25 protein-coding genes are annotated in these 20,725 nt (G+C 67.2%); 3 read left to right on the top strand and 22 right to left on the bottom strand.

Annotation, left to right across the window (positions count from 1 at the left end):
• Positions 1-8: 8 nt before the first annotated feature.
• Positions 9-725 (bottom strand): alpha/beta hydrolase, encoded by a 717-nt coding sequence (locus Ssi02_RS07445; RefSeq protein ID WP_204022586.1) that lies wholly within the window; start codon positions 723-725, stop codon positions 9-11.
• 11 nt (positions 726-736) lie between these two features.
• Entirely contained in the window at positions 737-1,036 is a 300-nt protein-coding gene (locus Ssi02_RS40145; protein WP_507763433.1) for an Rv1322 family protein, read from the bottom strand.
• 167 nt (positions 1,037-1,203) lie between these two features.
• Between Ssi02_RS40145 and nucS the strand changes: the two genes are divergently transcribed.
• Positions 1,204-1,866: an endonuclease NucS gene (gene nucS, locus Ssi02_RS07440; protein ID WP_204022584.1), complete on the top strand. Its 663-nt coding sequence runs from the start codon at positions 1,204-1,206 to the stop codon at positions 1,864-1,866.
• 315 nt (positions 1,867-2,181) lie between these two features.
• The gene (locus tag Ssi02_RS07435) at positions 2,182-2,820 is read left to right on the top strand and encodes a TetR/AcrR family transcriptional regulator (RefSeq protein ID WP_204022582.1); all 639 of its coding nucleotides are present in this window, start codon (positions 2,182-2,184) and stop codon (positions 2,818-2,820) included.
• A gap of 164 nt (positions 2,821-2,984) precedes the next feature.
• Here the strand turns inward: Ssi02_RS07435 and Ssi02_RS07430 are convergent, their stop codons facing one another.
• From Ssi02_RS07430 to Ssi02_RS07410, 5 genes are all read right to left on the bottom strand, one after another.
• The gene (locus tag Ssi02_RS07430; protein WP_204022580.1) at positions 2,985-3,302 is read right to left on the bottom strand and encodes an STAS domain-containing protein; all 318 of its coding nucleotides are present in this window, start codon (positions 3,300-3,302) and stop codon (positions 2,985-2,987) included.
• Between the two features lie 242 nt (positions 3,303-3,544).
• Positions 3,545-4,138, bottom strand: coding sequence for a response regulator transcription factor (locus Ssi02_RS07425; protein WP_204022578.1), 594 nt, complete (start codon positions 4,136-4,138; stop codon positions 3,545-3,547).
• Positions 4,135-5,349 carry a sensor histidine kinase gene (locus tag Ssi02_RS07420; RefSeq protein ID WP_239128670.1) on the bottom strand — a complete coding sequence of 405 codons (1,215 nt, stop codon included), beginning with the start codon at positions 5,347-5,349 and terminating at the stop codon, positions 4,135-4,137. Before Ssi02_RS07420 ends, Ssi02_RS07425 begins: the two co-directional genes overlap by 4 nt.
• Before the next feature lie 13 nt (positions 5,350-5,362).
• Positions 5,363-6,163 carry an ABC transporter permease gene (locus Ssi02_RS07415; RefSeq protein WP_204022576.1) on the bottom strand — a complete coding sequence of 267 codons (801 nt, stop codon included), beginning with the start codon at positions 6,161-6,163 and terminating at the stop codon, positions 5,363-5,365.
• Positions 6,160-7,167: an ABC transporter ATP-binding protein gene (locus tag Ssi02_RS07410; protein ID WP_204022574.1), complete on the bottom strand. Its 1,008-nt coding sequence runs from the start codon at positions 7,165-7,167 to the stop codon at positions 6,160-6,162. Before Ssi02_RS07410 ends, Ssi02_RS07415 begins: the two co-directional genes overlap by 4 nt.
• Before the next feature lie 118 nt (positions 7,168-7,285).
• Between Ssi02_RS07410 and Ssi02_RS07405 the strand changes: the two genes are divergently transcribed.
• Entirely contained in the window at positions 7,286-7,876 is a 591-nt protein-coding gene (locus Ssi02_RS07405) for a cob(I)yrinic acid a,c-diamide adenosyltransferase (protein ID WP_204022571.1), read from the top strand.
• A 16-nt stretch (positions 7,877-7,892) separates the two neighbouring features.
• Here Ssi02_RS07405 and Ssi02_RS07400 read toward each other — a convergent pair whose 3' ends face one another.
• The 15 genes from Ssi02_RS07400 to Ssi02_RS07330 form a co-directional block, all read right to left on the bottom strand.
• Positions 7,893-8,267: a DUF2550 domain-containing protein gene (locus Ssi02_RS07400; protein ID WP_204022569.1), complete on the bottom strand. Its 375-nt coding sequence runs from the start codon at positions 8,265-8,267 to the stop codon at positions 7,893-7,895.
• 33 nt (positions 8,268-8,300) lie between these two features.
• Positions 8,301-8,705: a F0F1 ATP synthase subunit epsilon gene (locus Ssi02_RS07395; protein ID WP_204022567.1), complete on the bottom strand. Its 405-nt coding sequence runs from the start codon at positions 8,703-8,705 to the stop codon at positions 8,301-8,303.
• A 60-nt stretch (positions 8,706-8,765) separates the two neighbouring features.
• The gene (atpD, locus tag Ssi02_RS07390; RefSeq protein ID WP_204022566.1) at positions 8,766-10,193 is read right to left on the bottom strand and encodes a F0F1 ATP synthase subunit beta; all 1,428 of its coding nucleotides are present in this window, start codon (positions 10,191-10,193) and stop codon (positions 8,766-8,768) included.
• Between the two features lies 1 nt (position 10,194).
• Positions 10,195-11,097, bottom strand: coding sequence for a F0F1 ATP synthase subunit gamma (locus Ssi02_RS07385; protein ID WP_204022564.1), 903 nt, complete (start codon positions 11,095-11,097; stop codon positions 10,195-10,197).
• A gap of 3 nt (positions 11,098-11,100) precedes the next feature.
• Positions 11,101-12,753 carry a F0F1 ATP synthase subunit alpha gene (gene atpA / locus Ssi02_RS07380; protein ID WP_204022562.1) on the bottom strand — a complete coding sequence of 551 codons (1,653 nt, stop codon included), beginning with the start codon at positions 12,751-12,753 and terminating at the stop codon, positions 11,101-11,103.
• 23 nt (positions 12,754-12,776) lie between these two features.
• A complete protein-coding gene (locus tag Ssi02_RS07375; RefSeq protein ID WP_204022560.1) occupies positions 12,777-13,586 on the bottom strand; it encodes a F0F1 ATP synthase subunit delta in 810 nt (269 codons plus the stop codon).
• Complete coding sequence (locus Ssi02_RS07370) at positions 13,586-14,131, bottom strand: F0F1 ATP synthase subunit B (protein ID WP_204022558.1); 546 nt, start codon at positions 14,129-14,131, stop codon at positions 13,586-13,588. Before Ssi02_RS07370 ends, Ssi02_RS07375 begins: the two co-directional genes overlap by 1 nt.
• Positions 14,132-14,163: 32 nt before the next feature.
• On the bottom strand, positions 14,164-14,400 hold the full coding sequence (gene atpE, locus Ssi02_RS07365; RefSeq protein ID WP_204022556.1) for an ATP synthase F0 subunit C: 237 nt from the start codon (positions 14,398-14,400) through the stop codon (positions 14,164-14,166).
• Between the two features lie 80 nt (positions 14,401-14,480).
• A complete protein-coding gene (atpB, locus tag Ssi02_RS07360; RefSeq protein WP_204022553.1) occupies positions 14,481-15,272 on the bottom strand; it encodes a F0F1 ATP synthase subunit A in 792 nt (263 codons plus the stop codon).
• A 67-nt stretch (positions 15,273-15,339) separates the two neighbouring features.
• Positions 15,340-15,555 (bottom strand): AtpZ/AtpI family protein, encoded by a 216-nt coding sequence (locus Ssi02_RS07355; protein ID WP_176955313.1) that lies wholly within the window; start codon positions 15,553-15,555, stop codon positions 15,340-15,342.
• An 85-nt stretch (positions 15,556-15,640) separates the two neighbouring features.
• Positions 15,641-16,060, bottom strand: coding sequence for a Cg1360 family ATP-synthase-associated protein (locus Ssi02_RS07350; protein WP_204022551.1), 420 nt, complete (start codon positions 16,058-16,060; stop codon positions 15,641-15,643).
• Between the two features lie 128 nt (positions 16,061-16,188).
• On the bottom strand, positions 16,189-18,534 hold the full coding sequence (locus tag Ssi02_RS07345; protein ID WP_204022549.1) for a glycosyltransferase family 4 protein: 2,346 nt from the start codon (positions 18,532-18,534) through the stop codon (positions 16,189-16,191).
• A gap of 58 nt (positions 18,535-18,592) precedes the next feature.
• Positions 18,593-19,831: a serine hydroxymethyltransferase gene (gene glyA / locus Ssi02_RS07340; protein WP_204022908.1), complete on the bottom strand. Its 1,239-nt coding sequence runs from the start codon at positions 19,829-19,831 to the stop codon at positions 18,593-18,595.
• 164 nt (positions 19,832-19,995) lie between these two features.
• Entirely contained in the window at positions 19,996-20,364 is a 369-nt protein-coding gene (locus tag Ssi02_RS07335) for a hypothetical protein (protein WP_204022547.1), read from the bottom strand.
• Between the two features lie 10 nt (positions 20,365-20,374).
• On the bottom strand, positions 20,375-20,725 hold a 351-nt coding region (locus Ssi02_RS07330; protein WP_373870093.1), incomplete at its 5' end, for a hypothetical protein.

The following is a 20,725-nucleotide window of genomic DNA, read 5'->3' as shown; positions in this document are numbered from 1 at the left end:
GGTAACTGTCACGAGTCGCCGAGCACCTCGGTCGGCAGCGGGTAGGCGGCCGGGTTGACCCGCCGCACGATCTCGTTGAGCACAATGCGGACATAGGGCTCGCCGACCCACAGGTGTTTCGCGTCGTCCACCCCCACCACCTCGGCCTGGGGCACCCGGGCGAAACGCTCGGTGGCCTCGGCGGGCCGCAGATAGTCGTCGAACTCCGGCACCAGCGCCACCAGTGGCCGCCCGAAACGCGCCCAGGCGTCCAGATCGTCGTCGCCGGCACGGTGCAGCGGCGGCGACAGCAGGATCGCGCCGGTCACCAGGGGGTCGTGCCCCCACTTCAAGGCCAGCTCGGTGCCGAACGACCAGCCGAGCAGCCACGGGTTGGGCAGGTCGTGGAACTCCGCGTATTCGAGCGCGGCGGCCACGTCGAACCGCTCGCCCTCGCCCTTGTCGAACTCCCCCTCGGACGTGCCGCGCTCGGAGGTGGTGCCGCGGGTGTTGAACCGCAGGATGGCGAGGTCGGCGAGCGCCGGGAGCCGGTTGGCGGCCTTCTTGTAGACGTGGCTGTCCATCATGCCGCCGTGGGTGGGCAGCGGGTGCAGACAGATGAGGGTCGCCACCGGCGGCCGCGACTCCGGCAGGGCGAGCTCGCCGACCAGGGTGAGCCCGTCCGCCGTGTGCAACTCGATCGGCTCTCGCCGCGCCGGCAACACCGTCGCCGCGCGTATTTCCATCGATGATCTCCTCAGTAGCGAGTGCGGCCGGGGCCCCGGTCGAGACGTTTGCGCCAGCACGCAGTGTGCCAGTGCCGTCGCTCGTCCTCGCCACCGGGGAAGGCCGGCCAGCTCACGATGTGCGCCGCGGAGGACCGCACCTCCTGCTCGCAACCGGGACACCGATAACTCTTACCGGCGGCTCCACCGGTTAATCTGCGCACCGTCCAATCGCCGTCCGGCCACTCCTCCACCCGGTCCACTCCCCGCGGGGATTCGTCCACCGGTCTCGCCGAAGAGGCGCCGCGCCCTTTGCGGTCGAAGGGACTCATGCGTCGGGCGCGGCGTGGGCTCATAACTCGCTTAACGACGCGGGAGCACGCGTGCTTCCGCCCGGGGAACGGAAAAATCACGGGCCGCCGGGAGCGTGTCCCACCCCTGCCAGCATGCTGCGCGAATCGGGAGAAGGGCACCTGCCAGGCCGGTAGGGTTGGCGTCCATGCGGTTGGTCATCGCGCGATGCAGCGTCGATTATGTGGGGCGGCTCACGGCACATCTGCCGATGGCTCCCAGGCTCATCCTTATCAAGGCGGACGGTTCGGTGTCGGTTCACGCCGACGATCGCGCGTTCAAGCCGCTCAACTGGATGAATCCTCCGTGCAAACTCCGCGAGGAGACCGGCAAGTGGACCGTCACCCACGGCAAGACCGGTGAGCAGCTCATCCTCACCATCGAGGAGATCACCCACGACTCCAGCCACGAGCTGGGGGTCGACCCCGGCCTGCGCAAGGACGGCGTGGAGGCCCACCTGCAAGAGCTGCTGGCCGAGCACATCGCGACGCTCGGCGAGGGGTGGACGCTGGTCAGGCGTGAGTTCCCCACCGCGATCGGCCCGGTCGACATCCTCTGCCGCGACCAGGCGGGCGGCACGGTGGCGGTGGAGATCAAGCGGCGGGGCGAGATCGACGGGGTCGAGCAGCTCACCCGCTATCTCGAGCTGCTCAACCGCGATCCGCTGCTCGCGCCGGTGCGGGGCATCTTCGCCGCGCAGGAGATCAAGCCGCAGGCGCGGGTGCTCGCGACGGACCGCGGCATCGACTGCGTGGTCCTCGACTACCAGGCCCTGCGGGGCATCGAGCCGGAGAACCCGACCCTGTTCTAAGGGACTCTGAGGCACTCTGAGGCACGACGTCCGATAAGCGCTCCGGGCCCGATGCTGATCAAAGCGGGTGTTACGCGACCGGGCCCCACCGACCGAGTTCTACGGACAGTTCAGATTCACTGGCCTTAGTGTGGTTTTGTCATCACATGGGGCCCCATCTTTGGGCCTCCCCCGCGCCCTTTTGATGCTCATGCAAACGCACGTGCAGCGCATTAATGCCCTATCTCTTCGCCACTCTTCCCGAAAAAGGATCATGCGTCCATAATGGTTGGCTCTGGGGGCCACGATCATTTCTTCGGGCGTGAGGTGTGGCATGTGAGCGGACGCGCGTACAGAGGACTGTCGGCGGATGAACGTCAGGCCGACCGGCGAGAGAGGCTCATCTCAGCGGCGTACACGTTGTACGCCAGTCTCGGGTTCCCCGGCACGACCATCGAAAGGTTGTGCAGCGAGGCCCGAATTTCCAATCGCGCCTTCTACGAGTGTTTCTCGGGACGGGAGGAACTACTACAAGTAGTCCATGAACGGTGCATCGAGGAAGCACTCGGCTCCGTAGCGAAATCTGTCCAGGAGGCACCCGACACCTTCCTAGGCAGGCTTGAAGCGGGCATAGCGGGATATGTGGGCTTCGTCACCCAAGACCGCCGACGGGCAAGAATCATGCATCTCGAAGTGCGCAGAGCGGGCGACCAGCCGCTCCTCGCGTCCAGGGAACGCACGATGTCGGCGTTCTACAAGGTCATCGAGGACGCACCAGAAGGCACGGCCCCGGTCCCCTCAGGGGTCGACCCCCACTTGCTCTCGCTGGCGATGCTCGGCGCGCTTCAAGAGCTGATCGTCGACTGGGTGCTCGCCGAGGATCCCCCGGAGGTCGAGGCTGTCGTCGGCGCCGCCGTACATCTCCTCCGCCGCGTCTTCCCGGCGAGCGTGCTTCAGCCCTCGGAGCACGCTTGAGGTACGGCGGGAGCCAGGCCGGCGACGCGGCCACCACCTAGCCGGCCCGGGTGGGACGTGAACGTTGAAAGTGACACCCAGGCATGAGGGTGGATCACGCCGAATGTGATCCACCCTCGAATATGAGGCACTTCCGGCGACCCCCGCAGTCTCCGGACGCCCGATCAGGCCACCGCTGCCATGGCGGACTCAACACGCAGCACCCGATTCAGCCGGGTCACCACGAGCACCCGCATGATCCGCGGCGGCACCCTGCGAAGTATGAGGTGGCGCCCCGCGTCACGCGCACGGCACTGCGTGCCCACCAGAACTCCCAAGCCGGTGGCGTCGATCATCTCCAGCTCGGCGAGATCGACGATCAGATCCCCACTGCCGGAGTCGACCGCCTCATGCAGTTGCGTGCGAACCCCGGCCACGGTCCCCGCGTCAAGACGGAGTCCAATGCTGACCACCTGCGCTCCTTTGGTTCCGCGGACGCGCATGCCACCTCCTCATGTCAGGCCGCCGTCTCGGCGGCCGGACGCCAACCGCCGCGCCGGACCGTGTGCACCTCAAAAGCATGCACACCCGACGACCAAGCGTAGTGACACTATGTCAGAAAGTAATCGTCTATGGTCTCAGCCACACCCGCGCGCCGTCTCAACCACGCGGCGGTTTCGGACTGCCCAATAGCCCCTTTCCACATAGCCCCAGGTCCAAACACTTCACAAACCTCAACACCGAATCAGATCCAGCCCATTTCCTGGGCGGCCCGAATCGCCGTGATCCGGTTGCTCGCCCCCAGCTTCATGATCGCGTTGGATAGGTAGTTGCGCACGGTGCCCTCCGTGAGCCGCAGCGACACCGCGATCTCCGAGACCGACGCGCCGCGGGCGGCCAGGCTGAGCGCGTCGCGCTCCCGGTCGGTCAGCGGGCACTCCCCCGCCATCATCGCCGACGCCGCGAGTTCGGGATCGAGGTAGCGGCCCCCCGCGTGCACCTTGCGTACGGCTGCCGCCAGCTCCTCGGCCGGGGCATCCTTCGGCACGAAACCCCGCACACCCGCCGCCATGGCCCGGCGCAGGTAACCGGGGCGTCCAAAGCTTGTGAGAATCACCACAGCCTGGCCTGGCATGCTCTCGGCCACACTCAGCCCGTCCAAGCCCGGCATCTCGATGTCGAGCACCACGACGTCGGGCCGGTGCTCCGCCACGGCGGCTGCCACCTCGTCGCCCCGCCCCACCTGCGCCACGACCGTCAGATCGGGCTCCAGGGACAACAGGGAGGCGATGGCCCCCCTGATGAGATGCTCGTCGTCGGCGAGCAGCACACGGATCACGAGATCCCCTCCACGGGTACTACGGCACGCAGCAGAAAGCCGCCCGAGACGACCGGACCGGCGGTGAGCGAGCCGCCGAGAGCCGCGGTGCGCTCGGTCATCCCGGCCAGACCGCTCCCCTGCCTGTCGTTGGGCTGCCGGACGCTCGCACCGTCGTTCGTCATTTCAAGCACCACCTTGTCGCCCTCCATGCCCACGGTGATGCGGCAGCGGGTGGCCTCGCTGTGCCTGAGCACGTTGGTCGTGCCCTCCCGCACGAGCCACGCCAGTAGCGTGTTGAGTTCGTCGGGCAGGTCGGCATCGGGCAACTCAAGCGTGCAGCGGATGCTGGCGGCCTCCAGCACCGACCGCACACTGCGCAACTCATCCCCCAGCTCCACCGTGCGATAGCCCCGCACCGCCATCCGGATCTCGCGCAGCGCCTCGCGGGCGAGACCGTGCACCTCGCCCATCTCCGCCGCGGCCCGCTCGGCGTCGCGCGTGGCGAGCTTGCCCGCGAGCTCGGTCTTCACCGCTATCGCCGAGAGGCTGTGGCCGACCAGGTCGTGCATGTCGCGGGCGAAGCGCAGGCGCTCCTCGGTAACGGCCAGCCTGGCCTGCGCGTCCCTGCCCTCGTTCGCCGCCTTGACGACCTTCCACAGCCACACCTGGAATCGGTTGGCCCAGACGATGGTGAGGGCGAGCCAGACGTTGAGGAAGACGATCAGGCTTATGGTGCCGTCACTCCGGATGGAGGCGAGCGGCAGCGCGACCAACGAGACGAGCAGGACTTTGTGCAGGGGGTAGCGGACGGCGACCAGTCCCAGCCAGGCCACCATGGGCCCCGCCGTCCAGCCCACGCCGATCAGCGACAGCGCGAGCGCGATCAGCCCGGAGACGAGGAGATGCCTGTCGTAATCGGATCCGGCGACGATGGCGCGAACGACGATCACATAGGAAACGGTGAAGACCCCCATGCCGGCGAACCAGAACGGGAGAGCCGGGACCACCCACCCGTTGATCTCGGTGAGCAGCAACCAGGTCGGCTCACCGCTCAGCTTGTCGACGTCAAGGCCGAGGATCGGCGCCACCCAGGCCATGGCCAGCCCGGTGAGCATGATCCACAGCGTGTAGACCTTCAGGCGGTGCTCGTCGCTCCACCGCTTCCTGCGGCGGCGCAGCCGAAAACGCCGGTGCGCGGGCACCGGCGCCTTCACTTCCTCATCCGTCATAGCGCCATCCACGTTATCCGTGGCGCGGATCCCACCGGAACAGCCACTTGGCCAGCAGCGCACCGATTCCGATCCACAGCACCAGCACACCAAGCGAGGGCAGGGCCTCGATCCACTGCTGGGCCGTGGTCAGCGTCTGCCCGCCCTCGCCGATGAAGTCCCGGCCGAGGTGGGCCGTGCGCATGACCTCGGTGACCGGCGTGGAGGGGATGAACTTGGCGATGATCTGCAGCGGCTCGGGGAACACGCTGAGGGGCACCATAAGCGGGCTGCCGATCATGATGACCAGCAGCACCGGCACCACCGCCACCTGTGCCAGCTCCGCGTTACGGGTGATGCCGGAGAAGGCCGCCGCGATCAGTGCGAAGACCGCGACACCCAGCAGACCCGTCACCACCATGAGCGGGATGTTGGCGGGCATCGCGCCGCCTTCGATGCGCGAACTCCACACGGCGACCAGCACCATCTGGACCGCGAAGATCAAGAAGGCGCTCAGCCCCGCTCCGCCGAAGATGGCCACGGCGGAGGGCTGCCCTCCGCGCAGCCGCTTGAGCACGAGCTCCTCGCGGCGTGCGGTGAAGGAGTTGACGAGGTTCACGAAGACCGCGAATCCCAGCATCATGCTCGGCAGACCGGTCAGGATGAAGAGGCCGCCGGGCACTCCCCCGATCTCACCCCGGTCATACAACGTGGTGAACATCCAGGCCATCAGCAGCGGCAGCAGGAGCACGTTGACCAGGGCCGTCTGATTGCGCCCGAGGACCGTCATGTCCATCCGGGCGAGCCGTACGGCGTGCAACACGTCGGTTTTCAACGAACCTCTCCCACCACGCGCATGAAAACATCCTCAAGAGTGCCTCGCCGTACCTCCAGCCGCTCCAGCGTCACGCCGGACTGGTCGGACCAGGACAGCAGCGTCCGCATGGCCGCCTGGGCACGATCGCCGGGGTGGCCGTCGTCCAGCGTGTAGACCGCCTGCAGATGGTCGGCGGCATACGTCACCAAAGGCGCGTTGCCCGCGACGAAGGGCAGCCCCTGGGGGAACCTCGTCTTGGCCTCGGCGGCCGACACCGCGAGCCGGAAGGTCACCTGGTCGCCCGCCGCCGCGACCACCTCGTCCACGGTGCCGTAGGTGTGAATGCGCCCCTCGTGCATGATGGCCAGGTGGTCGGCGAGCCGCTCGGCCTCCTCCAGGTAGTGCGTGGTCAGCAGCACCGTCGTGCCCTCGGTCCGCAGGCTCTGGATCACCCGCCAGGTCGCGACGCGCGCCTCGGGGTCCATGCCCGTGGTGGGCTCGTCCAGGAAGAGCACCTCGGGGCGGGCGAGTACGGCGAGAGCCAGGTCGAGCCGGCGCTTCTGCCCGCCGGAGAGCTGGCGCACCTTGGTCTTGGCCTTGTTCTCCAGATCGACAAGCGCCAGAGCGTTGTCGATCGTCCCACGACCGGCGTCGGCGCTCATGCCGCGCCACATGTCGACCGTCTCGGCGACGGTCAGATCACCGATGAACCCCGCGTCCTGGTGGAGAATGCCCATCCTCGGGCGCAGGGCACGGCGCTGCCGCCACGGGTCCAGCCCGAGCACCCGCACCTGACCGTCACCCGGCTTGGCGAACCCTTCGAGCACTTCCATGGTGGTGGTCTTGCCGGCGCCGTTGGTGCCGAGAAGGGCGAAGAGCTCCCCCTGCCGCACCGAGAAGGAGATCCCGCGGACCGCTTCGAAGCTTCCATACCGCTGGTGAAGCCCGCCCACTTCGATGGCAAGGTCATGCCCCCGACCCGCGACCTCACCGGGGCGACAATTGATCTGTCGCGTTTCCATGGGGAAATCTTGACCTTCGGCGCCTGGCGCCAGACAGTCGTCGCTATCACCGGAAGAGCGGGAGGATCTCCAGCCGACCGGGTGACATTTGTCAAAAGCCCAGGTCTACGCTGGCGATATGACACGCGCCGACAACGACAAACCCGTCGTCCTCTCAAAGATCTACACAAGGGTCGGCGACGACGGCACCACCGACCTCGGTGACATGAGCCGCACCGGCAAGACCGACACGCGCCTCGTGGCCTACGCCGACGTCGAGGAGGCCAACGCCGCGATCGGCGTCGCCCTCGCGCTGGGCTCTCTGGACGACGAGATCGCCCGGGTGCTCAACCTGGTGCAGAACGAGCTCTTCGACCTCGGAGCGGACCTCTGCACACCGGTGACGGAGAACCCGGAGTTCCCCCCACTTCGCGTGGAGCAGTCCTACATCGACCGGCTGGAAACCCAGTGCGACCACTTCAACGAGCGGCTCAAGCCGCTGCGCAGCTTCATCCTGCCCGGCGGCTCCCCCGGCACGGCACTGCTCCACACGGCGAGGGTCACCGTACGCCGTGCCGAGCGCAGCGCGTGGGCGGCGATCGAGGCCCATGACGACGTGAACCCGGTGACTGCCCGCTATCTCAACCGGCTGTCGGACCTGCTCTTCATCCTCTGCCGGATCGCGGCGGACGGAGCCGAGGTGCTGTGGAAGCCAGGAGGCACCCGCTAAGGGCGCTCAGAACGCCTTAGGCCAGGTCGAGGTGGGCACCCGGGGGTGCCGACTCCAACCAGGCGAGAAAGCCCGTCAGCGCGTCCTCCGACATGGCGAGTTCCACCGTGCCGCACGTGACCGCCCACAGGCCGCCCTCGACGGGGCGTTTGCCGGAAACACTGAGGCCGCGCCTCGCTATTGCGTGGCGCGGCCTCAGGCGCAGACCCAGAAAGGGGATCCAGTGGAGCTCTCCGTCGGCATAACGGGCTACGCCCGTTTTCCAGCCGCGGCTCCCGGATCGGAGGGAACAGGGGACATGGCCCCTGGTCCGTGTCAGGGCGAAGCCCCTGACTATCAAGAGGGCGACGACGACCACCGCGCCCGCCAGAATCACCAGCGTCGTCGTCATCGCCGCCCCCACCGAAAGCTGAGAATGTAAAGATCAGGCGTCTTCGCCGGCGGCGCGCAGCCTGGCGCGGGCGCGTTTGACCTCGAGGGCCGCCTCCGCGTCGTCGGCGTCGGCGTCGACAGACGCCTGAGCACGCTCAAGGGCGTCACGAGCCGCCGCGACATCCACCTCGGAGCCCAGCTCGGCCGCCTCGGCGAGAACCGAGACCTGGTTGTCTGCCACCGAGATGAACCCGCCGTGGACGGCGGCGACGAGGTCGGCCCCGCCGTCGCCACGCTTCACGCGCAGGACGCCACCCTCGACGAGGACACCCAGCACAGGAGCGTGTCTAGGCATGATACCGATCTCGCCGTCGACGGTCTTGGCAACCACCATGTCGGCCTCGCCGGACCAGATCTCGCGCTCCGGCGAGACAACCCCTACTCGTAGCTTCGCCATAGGAGAGATTCCTTTCCGATGGGGTGCCGGCGCGGCTAGGCCGCACCGGCACCGAAGCGACTAGCGGGCGAGGCTCTCGGCCTTTGCGATGGCCTGCTCGATGCCGCCGACCATGAAGAACGCCTGCTCGGGCAGGTCGTCGTAGTCGCCGGCGCAGAGGCCCTTGAACGAGGCGATCGTCTCCTCCAGCGGCACGAACTCACCCGGCTGGCCGGTGAACGCCTCGGCGGCGTACATCGGGTGGGAGAGGAAGCGCTCGATGCGGCGGGCCCGGTTGACGGTGACCCGGTCCTCCTCCGAGAGCTCGTCGATGCCGAGGATCGCGATGATGTCCTGCAGTTCCTTGTTCTTCTGCAGGATTCGCTTGGTCTCCTGGGCGACCGCGTAGTGCTCCTCGCCCACGATCTGCGGGTCGAGGATGCGGGAGGTGGAGTCGAGCGGGTCCACCGCGGGGTAGATGCCCTTCTCCGAGATCGGCCGCGAAAGCACGGTCGTCGCGTCGAGGTGCGCGAACGCGTTGTGCGGCGCCGGGTCGGTGATGTCGTCGGCGGGAACGTAGATCGCCTGCATGGAGGTGATCGAGTGACCGCGGGTCGAGGTGATGCGCTCCTGGAGCACACCCATCTCGTCGGCCAGCGTCGGCTGGTAACCCACCGCGGACGGCATACGCCCGAGGAGCGTCGACACCTCAGAACCCGCCTGGGTGAACCGGAAGATGTTGTCGATGAACAGAAGCACGTCCTGCTTCTGCACGTCACGGAAGTATTCCGCCATCGTCAGCGCGGACAGCGCGACCCGCAGACGGGTGCCCGGGGGCTCGTCCATCTGGCCGAAGACCAGCGCGGTGTCCTTGAGGACGTTGGCCTCTTCCATTTCGAGCCAGAGGTCGTTGCCCTCACGGGTGCGCTCGCCGACGCCGGCGAACACCGAGGTGCCGGAGAACTTCAGCGCGACTCGGCGGATCATCTCCTGGATCAGAACGGTCTTGCCGACACCGGCGCCACCGAACAGACCGATCTTGCCACCCTTCATGTACGGGGTGAGCAGGTCGATGACCTTGATGCCGGTCGGCATGATCTCCGTGCGCGACTCGAGCTGGTCGAAGGGGGGCGACGGGCGGTGGATGCCCCACCGCTCCTCGATCTTGAGGGACGCGGTGGGCACGTCGAGGGACTCGCCCAGCGTGCTCCACACGTGGCCCTTGACGACGTCGCCGACCGGCACCGAGATCGGAGCCCCGGTGTCGACGACGGCGGCGTTGCGGACGACGCCGTCGGTCGGCTGCATGGAGATGGCCCGGACGAGGTTGTCACCCAGGTGCTGGGCGACCTCCATGGTCAGGGTCTTGGTCTCCTCGCCGAGCTTCACATCGACGGTGAGCGCGTTGTAGATGTCCGGCATCGCCTCGACGGGGAACTCCACGTCGACGACGGGACCGGTGACCCGCGCGACGCGACCCACGCCGGTCTCAACAGTCTGTGCAGTCATTTCACTCTTTCCCCGCTGCGGCGTCAGCCAGCGCGTTGGCGCCACCGACGATCTCGCTGATTTCCTGGGTGATCTCAGCCTGACGAGCCTGGTTCATCTGCTGGGTGAACACGCGGATCAGCTCGTTGGCGTTGTCGGTCGCCGACTTCATGGCGCGCCGGCGCGCGGCGTGCTCGGAGGCCGCCGACTGAAGCAGCGCGTTGAAGATGCGCGACTCCACATAACGCGGCAGCAACGTGTCGAGCACCTCGTCGGCCGACGGCTCGAACTCGAAGTACGGCAGGGGCCCGCCGGCCGGAGCCTCGGTCGAGACCTCGATCTCCAGCGGCAGGATGCGCTTGACCGTGACTTCCTGCGTCAGCATCGACACGAACGAGGTCGACACGATGTGGATCTCATCGATGCCGTTCTCGTCCTTGAACGCCTCGATCAGCGTGTCGGCGATCTGCTTGGCGTGGCCGTAGGTCGGGTTGTCGGAGAACCCGGACCAACTTGCCCCTATCGGCCTGCCGCGGAACGAGTGCCAGGCGATGCCCTTGCGGCCCATCACGAACGGCACAGGCATGACCTCGCGCTCGCGCAGCAGACCCGCGAGCGCCTCGGCCTCACGTAGCAGGTTGGCGTTGAAGCCGCCGGCGAATCCCCGGTCGCTCGTGACGATGAGCACGCCGGCCTTGGCCGGGCGCTCCTTCTCCACGGTCAACGGGTGGCTGACGCTGGTGGTGCCGGACACGACGGCGGTCACCGCACGGGTGATCTCCCGCTCGTACGGCACCGCCGCCGCCATCCGGGCCTGCGCCTTGACGATCCGCGACGATGCGATCAGCTCCTGGGCGCGCGTGATCTTCGCGGTCGACCTGACCGACTTGATCCGCCTGCGCAGCAGTCTTAGCTGGGCACCCATCGGCTACTTCTTCTCTTCGGCCTGGCGGACGTGCTTGGTGATCTTCTCCTGGCCGACCTCACCGGCTTCCAGGGAGGGCACCGGCTCGTCCTTGACCAGCAGTTCGCCCGCGGAGGTCTCGAAGCCCTTCTTGAACTCGGAGATCGCGTCCTTGAGGACGGTCACCGCGTCGTCGGTGAGCTCCTTGGTCTCGCGGATGCCGTCGAAGACACCCTTCTGCTCGCGGTTGAGGTAGTCGATGAACTCGGCCTCGAAGCGGCGCACGTCCTCGACCGGCACCTCGTCGAGCTGACCGGTGGTGCCGGCCCACACCGAGACGACCTGGTGCTCGACGGGGAACGGGCTGTACTGCGGCTGCTTCAGCAGCTCGACGAGACGCTGCCCACGCTCAAGCTGGGCGCGGGAGGCGGCGTCGAGGTCGGAGGCGAAGGCGGCGAAGGCCTCAAGGTCGCGATATTGCGACAGGGACAGACGCAGCGTGCCCGCGACCTTGCGCATGGCCTTGACCTGCGCGGAGCCACCGACTCGGGAGACGGAGACACCGACGTTGATGGCCGGACGGACACCGGCGTTGAACAGGTCCGTCTCAAGGAAGCACTGGCCGTCGGTGATGGAGATGACGTTGGTCGGGATGAACGCCGAGACGTCGTTGCCCTTGGTCTCGATGATCGGCAGACCGGTCATCGAGCCGCTGCCGAGGTCGGCCGACAGCTTCGCGCAGCGCTCAAGCAGACGCGAGTGCAAGTAGAAGACGTCGCCGGGGAAGGCCTCGCGGCCCGGCGGGCGGCGCAGCAGCAGCGAGACGGCGCGGTAGGCGTCGGCCTGCTTGCTCAGGTCGTCGAAGACGATCAGAACATGCTTGCCCTGGTACATCCAGTGCTGGCCGATGGCGGAGCCGGTGTAAGGCGCGATGTACTTGAAGCCGGCGGGGTCGGAGGCCGGAGCGGCGACGATGGTGGTGTATTCCATCGCGCCGGCCTCTTCGAGGCGGCCCTGCACCTGCGCGATCGTCGAACCCTTCTGGCCGATCGCGACGTAGACGCAGCGCACCTGCTTGGTCGGGTCACCCGACAGCCAGTTCTCACGCTGGTTGAGGATGGTGTCCACGGCGATGGCGGTCTTGCCGGTGCCACGGTCACCGATGATGAGCTGGCGCTGGCCGCGGCCGATCGGCGTCATGGCGTCGACCGCCTTGAGACCGGTCTGCAGCGGCTCCTTCACGGGCTGCCGCTGGACCACGGAAGGCGCCTGAAGCTCCAGGGCACGCAGCCCCTCGGCCTCGATCGCACCCTTGCCGTCGAGGGGGACACCCAGGGAGTCCACCACGCGGCCGAGGAAGTTGTCGCCGATCGGCACCGACAGGACCTCGCCGGTCCTGCGGACCGACTGGCCCTCCTCGATCTTGCTGAAGTCGCCCAGGATAACGACACCGATCTCCCGGACATCCAGGTTCAGTGCCAGCCCGCGCGTACCGTCCTCGAACTCCAGCAGCTCGTTCGCCATCGCCGAGGGAAGGCCGGAGACATGGGCGATGCCGTCGCCACAGTCGACGACGGTCCCGATCTCCTCGCGCGCGGCGCCTTCCGGTTCGTACGCCTGGACGAAGCGCTCAAGCGCGTCCCGGATCTCGTCCGGCCGGATCGTCAGCTCCGCCATCTCTCTTCAGTCTCCCTATTCGCCTAGCCGGCCAACCGGCGGCGGACTTCTTCAATGCGGCCCGCGATACTGGTGTCGATGATCTCGTCGCCGATGCGGATCGAGAACCCACCGAGCACACGCGGGTCCACTTCGACGTTCAGATGAACGTCGCGACCAAAAGAGGCACGCAGCCACGCGGCGAGCCTCTGCTTGTGCTCCTCGCTGAGCGCGATGGCGCTGCGCACCACCGCGACGAGGCGCTGGCGCTGCTCGGCCGCGAGGCCGCCGAACTCTTCGAGTCCCCCGTCCAGGCTACGTCCTCGCGAATGCGTGACAAGCTGGGCGAGGAGCCGCAGGGTGGACGGGGCCACCTTGCCGCCGATGAGCTCGTTGAGCAGCGCCCGCTTCCCCTCGGCGGGAAGCGACGGTCCGGTCAGGGCCCGGCGCAGATCGGGACTTGCCGCGACGATGCGCCCGAACCTAAATAGTTCATCCTCGACGTCGTCGAGCCTGCTTTGCGACTCGGCCTCGGCGCACGCGGCGACGACGCCCAGACGCTCAAGCACGTCGGGGAGATCGCCGGCGCGGGACCACTTGGCCCCGACGGCGGACTCCACCGTCGAGACCGTGGCCGGGCTCACCTTGCCGTCGAGCAGCACACGCGCGGCCTGAGCCTTCTGCGCTGCCGGCACGGACGGGTCGGAGAGCGAACGGCGAAGCCCGTGCTCACGGTCGAACAGGTCGGCGACCGCGAACAGCTCGTCGGCCAGCGTTCCAAGGTCGGCCGCACCGGCCACGCCGTTGAAACGCTCTTCGACCTCGGCCAGCGAGGCTCTGCTCAGGCCACGCATCAGCGAACCGCCCCGCTGCCCGCGCCCTCAAGCTCCTCGAGGAACCGGTCGACGATGCGACGCTGACGGGCCTCGTCCTCCAGGGACTCGCCGACGATGCGGCTGGCAAGGTCGGTCGACAGACGGCCGATCTCAGCGCGAAGCTGGGCGAAGGCCGCCTGGCGCTCGGCGTCGATCTGGGCACGTGCCTGCTCGGTGATGCGGCGAGCCTCGGCCTCGGCCTCCGTGCGGAGCTCGGCCTTGATCTGGGCTCCCTGCTCACGAGCCTCTTCGCGCAGGCGGGCGGCCTCGTGACGGGCCTCGGCGAGCTGGGCGCGGTAGCTCTCCAGCGTGCGCTTGGCCTCGTCCTGGACCTCCTCGGCCCGCTTCAGCCCTCCCTCGATGGCGTCGGTCCGCTCCGCAAGTGTCTTCTGGATGCGCGGAGTGAGGATCCGGCCGACCACGAAGAGAACAACGAAGAAGGCGAAGCCACCAACGATCAGCTCATACCAGTGCGGGAGGAGAGGGTTGTTGACCTCCGCAGCGAGCGCAGCTGCTGTGATCATGATTGCAGCCTTCCGTCAGGGGTTGTCGTTCGTCACGCGTTGAACATGAAGGGCGCGACCAGACCGATCAGGGCCAGCGCCTCGGTAAGAACGAAGCCGAGCAGCATGTTCTGGCGGATCAGGTTGTATGCCTCGGGGTTGCGGGCGATGGCCTGCACACCCTGACCGAAGATGATGCCGACGCCGATGCCGGGGCCGATCGCCGCCAGACCATAACCGATGGAGCCGAGCGAGGAGAGGTTGCCGGTGACCTCAGCGAGGACGCTCATTGGTGTTTTCCTTTACTGGTCGGCCGGTGGAGGGCCCACCGGTCTGGATATTCCGTTCAGAGGACTCAGGTTGCTCGGACTCAGTGCTCGGGGTGGAGCGAGTTACCGATGTACATCGCCGCGAGCATCGCGAAGAGGAACGCCTGCAGGAACTGGATGAACATCTCGAAGACGGTCATGCCGATCGTCATGAGCACGCCGAGAACGCCGAGAGGGGCACCCAGGGGAGTGAGATTCTCAAAGAGGAACCAGAACCCAACCAGGCTGAAGAAGGCAAGAATGATGTGACCCGCGAACATGTTGGCGAAAAGTCGCACAGCGTGCGTGAAAGGCGCCACGATCATGTTCGAGAGGAACTCGATGGGAGCGAGAAGCAGATAGATGGGCTTCGGAAGTCCCGGAGGGAACATCATGTTCTTGAAATATCCGAAGAAGCCCTGGTGCTTGAATCCGAGGTAGAGCTTCAGGATGTAGATGGAGATCGCAAGAACGAACGGGAAGGCGATGTGGGACACGACGGGGAACTGGATACCGGGGATGACACCCATCAGGTTCCAGATCCAGATCAGGAAGAAGAGGCTGAGCAGCAGGCCCATCCACCGGTCGGCGTCCTTGCCGAGGAACGGCCGGGCGACCTGGTCGCGGACGAACGTGTAACCCATCTCACCGAGGTTCTGCATACCGCGGGGCACCAGCTTCGGCTTGGCGAACGCCGACCAGGTGAAGATGAGAACAATCACTGTGCTCAGGATCGCCACCAGCACAGGCTTGGTGAACCATGGCACGCCATTGATGATCGGCGGGAATTCGAAGAGTTCGAGGCCGGGGGCCTTGAACTCATCCCCGGAGGCAAGGAGCGTCAGCGTGCTCACGCGGCGTTCCCTTCGACGTGGTAGTAGAACAAGTGGACATCTCCGACATGGCGATCACCGCCGGAGGCTAGCGACCGTACTTCCGATAGACCAGGTAGACGGAGAGCACGACGCCGAGAATCAGGCCGATCGGGGTGAATGCGACCACGCCTGTCCACCGGCTCAGCAACCAGCCGATTCCGCCGTAGACAATGATTCCGGAGAGCACGTAGCTGGGAATCGACCAGGCGGCATTGGCGAAGTCGCGGCCGTCGTCTTCTGGCCGACGCTTCTGCTCGCTCATCGCGGGCACGACGATAGCAGGCGCGGCGAGGACTAGTCATATCGGACCCCGTCACGCTGGCGGGGGTAACGTCACGCTTCTTCATTCAGCTGCCCTGTCCCGGGACTCGGCCTTCGGGGTCGACGTAGAGCATCTTCAGCTTCATGAACCCACGCATCTCACCAAAGGTCCAGACCACTGTGAGAGCAATCACAGTCCAGCCGAAGGCCCGGGGATCGAACGCCGTCGCTCCTTCGAAGGATCTCAGCAGCATCATCAGCGCGAGGGCTTTGACCAGGTAGCTCAGCACGGCGGCGGTCATCATCGCCATCGGCGACACCCGGCCGGCCCATGCCACGGCGACCAGGCTGACCGTGAAGAACGCCGCGACCAGCGCGAGGGCGATCCCGGCACCGAAGGCCGCCTTGCCTCCACCGAGGAGGAAGGCCACCAGGAGGGCCACGACGCCGCCCGCCAGGGTCGGCAGCGCGGCGCTTTTGAGGACGCGCACGTCGTTGGCCTGCATCGGTGCTCCAGAATCTGTTATCAAGCGAGCGTTTGCTACCCCACAGTGCCGATCACGTGGGGTTCTCATTGTGAAAGCTATCACAAGCTCTGTGAAGACTGCTTTTACCTGGTGTTTCGATGAGCTTGTCAGGGGATAGAGCGAGGCGGCCTTGGCCTCGAATCCCCATATGTGGGGAAGACCGCAGTGTCGTCTACCAGCTCGACCGGCTCCGCGGAACCCCGCTCACCAGGGTGTTGTCCCGGCTGCTGTCCTGTCTCGGGTATCACTCTAGGCATGGGGCCCGTCGCGTCGTCACTCTGGGTCTGCCGCGCTCCTTGAGGCGATCCCCGGCCCGGCGTCTGACGTGGCGATTGATGCGAGGGCTGGCGCGGAGTCACCTGTTCCGCGGGGTGCTGACCGCCCGGACGCCGATCTCCGGGGTGCTGACCGGCCGGGTGCTGGCCCGCCGGATGTTGACCCGCCGGGTGCTGGCCCGCCGGGTGCTGGCCCGCCGGGTATTGACCGGGGCCGTGCTGACCGCCGGGGTGATCGGGTCGGCGGGCCGGCGGCTGACCTGTGGAAGGCCCGTAACCTGCGGATTGTTCGGGAGGACGCCCCATCGGCCGGCCACCCGGCTGCCCCTGAGGGCGGCCGGTGGGACGGTGCGGGGAACGACCGGCGGGATCGCCGGCACCGGGATGACCGAGGGGATCCGGCGTGGGATGCCCACCCGGGCGCGCTGCGGGATGCCCGCCCGGGTGTCCGCCCGGATACACCGCAGGTTGCCCGCCTGGATGTGCGGCGGGATTCGCGCCGGGACCCGAGGCAGGACGTGCGGCACGCCTGCCGCCCGGATATTCGCCGGGAGGAACGGGCCAATCTCCCCCTGGAGCCGAGCGTTCTCCCCCTGGAATCCGGCGTTCTCCTTCTGGAGCCGGACGCCCGCGATGCCGGGGTGGCTGCCCGGCACCGTCAGGCGTCTGACCTGCGGTGTTCGGGGGACGATTGGCAGTGTTTGGCATTGATTCGGCGGGATTTGGCGCCGAGCCGGGAGGATTCGAAGACCGCCCAGCGGCAGCTTGACGTCGCCGTGCCGCGCCGGGGCGCTGCGCCGGGCCATCCTGATGCCGGCCTGCGGCGTCGGGCAGCCGGCCGGCGGATTGCGGCCGCTGCGCGGGCCGCGTCATATCCTCCGGAACCGCCTCCCGCGCCTGACGCGCCGGCTCGTCCGCCACCGGCGCCGCCATCGGCTGTGGAATCGGTGCGGCGGTCCCGTGCCGCCCGCCGGAGGCAGCCGCCGCGACAGCCGTGACCTTGGTCACACCGTGGGATTCCGCCGCCGGATCGGCCTCGGAATCCCGCTCGGCCGAAAGCGGGCGGCCCACCGCGTGGGCTCCGCCGTTCTTGCGGCGCAGGCGCCAGCGGGGCAGCGCCATAAGCACGAGCACACCCACCGCGAGCAGGATCGTGACCGGGAACACGATCAAGGGCACTCCCCCGACCGACAGTCCCACCACCGCCGCCGCGAAGAGGAACGTCCACGCGTACATGATCAAAACCGTGCGGCGATGCGAATGCCCGATGTCGAGCAGCCGATGGTGCAGATGCCCGCGATCGGGGGCGAACGGCGACTGCCCGTAGGACGTGCGTCTCACCACGGCGGATAGGAGGTCGAGCAGCGGGAGCAGCATCACCGCGATCGGCAGCAAAAGTGGCAGCACGATCGGGAACCGGTTGATGGCGGCCGGGTCGACGGGGGTCACCGTGACGATCGAGGAGGCGAGCACGAGGCCGATCAGCATCGCCCCGGTGTCGCCCATGAAGATTTTGGCCGGATGGAAGTTGTGCGGCAGGAACCCCAGGCACATGCCGATGAGGATGGCGGTGATGATGGCCGTGAGGTTGATGCGTGTGCCGTTGGCGACGGCCTGCGACAACACGATGGAATAGGCCCACATCGCGATGCCGGCGATGCACACGATGCCGGCCGCGAGGCCGTCCAGGCCGTCGACGAAGTTGACCGCGTTGATGGTCACGACCACGACGAGGATCGTGACGACGGTGCTGAGGATCGAGTCGAGCGTGTAGCTGTCGCCGTAAGGACCGGGGATCCACGGCAGGCTCATCCCGAAATAGACCAGCAGACCGGCGGCCCCGATCTGGCCGCCCAGCTTGATGAGGGCGTCCATCCCCCACCAGTCGTCCAGGAACCCGGTCACCACTATCAGACCGCCCGCGGCGATCAACGCCCACATGGCTCTGTCGTCGTCGAGCACGGTGCCGCTGTGTTTGAGCTGGTCGGCCATGATGAGGCCGGCGACCAGCCCGCCGTACATCGCCAGTCCCCCGAGCCTCGGGGTCGGCGTGGTGTGCACGTCGCGGTCGCGCACCTCCGGCATCGCACCGATGCGGATGGCGAACACGCGGACCAGCGGGACCAGCAGGTAAGTGACCGCCGCCGCCGCCAGCGCTATCAGAAGGTATTCGCGCACGAACCTAAGTTTCCCGGATGCTCCGGCCACCAGCGGCCGGAAGTCGACACAGAACTAGTCATAATTCACTGGGTAATACCGTTGTCTGCTTTTGCGACTCTCCGGATATACATCGATATGCCGGATATCTCCTGCTAAGAGTAACCACCCGATCGCGTACCCGGGAGGCCGATCCCGGCAGTGTCACCGCCTCGGTGATCAGCGCTCCCACCTCGCGCATCTCCTCGGGCCCCATCCCCTGCGTCGTCACGCACAGCGTGCCGACCCGCACGCCGGAGGTCACGGCGGGCGGCTCGGGGTCGTAGGGAATCGCGTTGCGGTTGAGCGTGATGCCCGCCAGGGCGCACCGCCGCTCGGCGACCACGCCCGACATCGCGAGATCGCGCAGGTCGACCAGGGCCAGGTGGGTGTCGGTGCCCCCGGAGACAGGACGCATGCCGCCCACGGCCAGTGCCTGCGCCAGAGCTCGCGCGTTGTCGACCACTCGCAGAGCATAGTCGCCGAACTCCGGCCGCAACGCCTCACCGAAGGCCACCGCCTTGGCCGCGATCACATGCATCGACGGGCCACCCTGCACAAACGGGAACACCGCCCGATCGATTTTCCGCGCCAACTCCTCCGTGCACAGGATGCAGCCGCCCCGGGGACCGCGCAGCGACTTGTGCGTCGTGAACGTCACCACATCGGCGTACGGCACAGCCGACGGAGCCGCGCCTCCCGCCATTAGCCCGACCGTGTGCGCGACGTCGGCCATCAGCCACGCGCCCACCTCGTCGGCGATGCCGCGGAAAACCGCGAAATCGATCGGCCGCGGATATGCCGTGGCGCCGCAGACGATCAGTTTCGGGCGGTGCCGCAACGCCAGATCCCGCACCTCGTCATAATCGATCAATTCGGTGTCCCGGCGCACGCCGTACGCCGCCACGTCGAACCAGCGTCCGGAGAAATTGACCTTGGATCCGTGGGTGAGATGGCCACCGTGCGGCAACGCCATGGCGAGCATTGTGTCGCCAGGCCGCAGCAGGGCGACATAGGCGGCGAGGTTGGCCGACGAGCCCGAATGCGGCTGCACATTGGCGTGGTCGGCGCCGAACAACCTCTTCGCCCGCTCGATGGCCAGGCTTTCCGCACGATCGACGACCTCGCACCCGCCGTAGTAGCGGCGGCCCGGATAACCCTCGGCATATTTGTTGTTCAACGTCGAGCCAAGCGCCGCCAAAACGGCGGGGGACGCGAAATTCTCGCTGGCGATCAGCTGGAGCCCGCCGCGCACCCGCGCGAGCTCGTCGAACAACATCGCGGCGACTTCGGGGTCTGCGCCGATGAGAGCCTCGACGTCAGGCCCGTAGAAGGGCGTCGCCGCGCTCACACGCGGCGAGTCCTGTCGTCCTGAGGACGAGACCTCCACCCTGCCACTCTAAGCGAACCCCGGCGGATCGCCGCACGTCACGACGGCGAGGCTCAGGAGTATGGGGTCTGCGCGTTCAGCTCGGCCTTGCGCTCCACCCAGCGCGGGGTGTCGGCCGCCTCGTCGCTGATCGCCGTGAGCACCGCGAGGCGATAGCGGGCGAGCCTGCCGTGCCACTCGTCCATGTCCTGCACATACCTCTCCGCGACTGGGGCGTCCCAGGTGTCCTGACTCTTAGCCGCGCGCAGGGCCTTGTCCAGCGAAGCGGTCAGCTCGTCGAGGAGAGGCATCACCTGCTGCCACAGCACCACCAGCCGGTGATATTCCGGATTGAAAGTCCAGACCACCGTCGGGTCCGACCGCGGGGCCGGGCCGTCCTCGCCCGGTTGGAGCGGTCGTGGCGCCGGGGGATCGACGTACATGACAAACTCCCTACCTCTCGACGCCGCGCCTGTCCGGCGGATCAATTACAGGTGTTCCATCCGATGCGAGCCGCAGCCCCTCAGGCACCGGCGGAGCCGACTGCGATGTCATGGCGCCGTCGCGTGCGGGCCCGATCTCACGGTCGTCCGGATACCAATCATCGCTGCCTTCCCAATACTCCCCCGGTTTTGGATAACCATCCGCACCGGGTTCCCTGCTTCGCTCGCCCTTCGACTCCTTTCCCTCCTCCTTGGCTGGGCCGCGTTTTTCTGGAGAATCACGGGCCTCATCCTTGCTGCCGCTTTCATTCCCTTTAGCGCGGTCGCTGGGACGGTCGTCCCTGGCGTCCCGATCTCTCGC

Origin of the sequence: Sinosporangium siamense (assembly GCF_016863435.1) — a bacterium.
Classification (GTDB): Bacteria; Actinomycetota; Actinomycetes; order Streptosporangiales; family Streptosporangiaceae; genus Sinosporangium; species Sinosporangium siamense.
Note: the sequence above shows the minus strand (reverse complement) of the source record. Positions and strands in the feature narration are given on the sequence as shown.

Excerpts from the sequence above, each read along its gene's own strand:
- nucS (WP_204022584.1), top strand. The coding sequence starts at position 1,204 with ATGCGGTTGGTCATCGCGCGATGCAGCGTCGATTATGTGGGGCGGCTC.
- Ssi02_RS07405 (WP_204022571.1), top strand. The coding sequence starts at position 7,286 with ATGACACGCGCCGACAACGACAAACCCGTCGTCCTCTCAAAGATCTAC.
- Ssi02_RS07420 (WP_239128670.1), bottom strand. The coding sequence starts at position 5,349 with ATGACGGATGAGGAAGTGAAGGCGCCGGTGCCCGCGCACCGGCGTTTT.
- atpA (WP_204022562.1), bottom strand. The coding sequence starts at position 12,753 with ATGGCGGAGCTGACGATCCGGCCGGACGAGATCCGGGACGCGCTTGAG.
- atpD (WP_204022566.1), bottom strand. The coding sequence starts at position 10,193 with ATGACTGCACAGACTGTTGAGACCGGCGTGGGTCGCGTCGCGCGGGTC.
- Ssi02_RS07370 (WP_204022558.1), bottom strand. The coding sequence starts at position 14,131 with ATGATCACAGCAGCTGCGCTCGCTGCGGAGGTCAACAACCCTCTCCTC.
- Ssi02_RS07400 (WP_204022569.1), bottom strand. The coding sequence starts at position 8,267 with ATGACGACGACGCTGGTGATTCTGGCGGGCGCGGTGGTCGTCGTCGCC.
- Ssi02_RS07410 (WP_204022574.1), bottom strand. The coding sequence starts at position 7,167 with ATGGAAACGCGACAGATCAATTGTCGCCCCGGTGAGGTCGCGGGTCGG.
- glyA (WP_204022908.1), bottom strand. The coding sequence starts at position 19,831 with ATGTTGTTCGACGAGCTCGCGCGGGTGCGCGGCGGGCTCCAGCTGATC.
- Ssi02_RS07355 (WP_176955313.1), bottom strand. The coding sequence starts at position 15,555 with ATGAGCGAGCAGAAGCGTCGGCCAGAAGACGACGGCCGCGACTTCGCC.
- Ssi02_RS07335 (WP_204022547.1), bottom strand. The coding sequence starts at position 20,364 with ATGTACGTCGATCCCCCGGCGCCACGACCGCTCCAACCGGGCGAGGAC.
- Ssi02_RS07375 (WP_204022560.1), bottom strand. The coding sequence starts at position 13,586 with ATGCGTGGCCTGAGCAGAGCCTCGCTGGCCGAGGTCGAAGAGCGTTTC.
- Ssi02_RS07430 (WP_204022580.1), bottom strand. The coding sequence starts at position 3,302 with ATGCGCGTCCGCGGAACCAAAGGAGCGCAGGTGGTCAGCATTGGACTC.
- Ssi02_RS40145 (WP_507763433.1), bottom strand. The coding sequence starts at position 1,036 with ATGAGTCCCTTCGACCGCAAAGGGCGCGGCGCCTCTTCGGCGAGACCG.
- Ssi02_RS07445 (WP_204022586.1), bottom strand. The coding sequence starts at position 725 with ATGGAAATACGCGCGGCGACGGTGTTGCCGGCGCGGCGAGAGCCGATC.
- atpE (WP_204022556.1), bottom strand. The coding sequence starts at position 14,400 with ATGAGCGTCCTCGCTGAGGTCACCGGCAACCTCTCCTCGCTCGGCTCC.
- Ssi02_RS07385 (WP_204022564.1), bottom strand. The coding sequence starts at position 11,097 with ATGGGTGCCCAGCTAAGACTGCTGCGCAGGCGGATCAAGTCGGTCAGG.
- Ssi02_RS07395 (WP_204022567.1), bottom strand. The coding sequence starts at position 8,705 with ATGGCGAAGCTACGAGTAGGGGTTGTCTCGCCGGAGCGCGAGATCTGG.
- Ssi02_RS07350 (WP_204022551.1), bottom strand. The coding sequence starts at position 16,060 with ATGCAGGCCAACGACGTGCGCGTCCTCAAAAGCGCCGCGCTGCCGACC.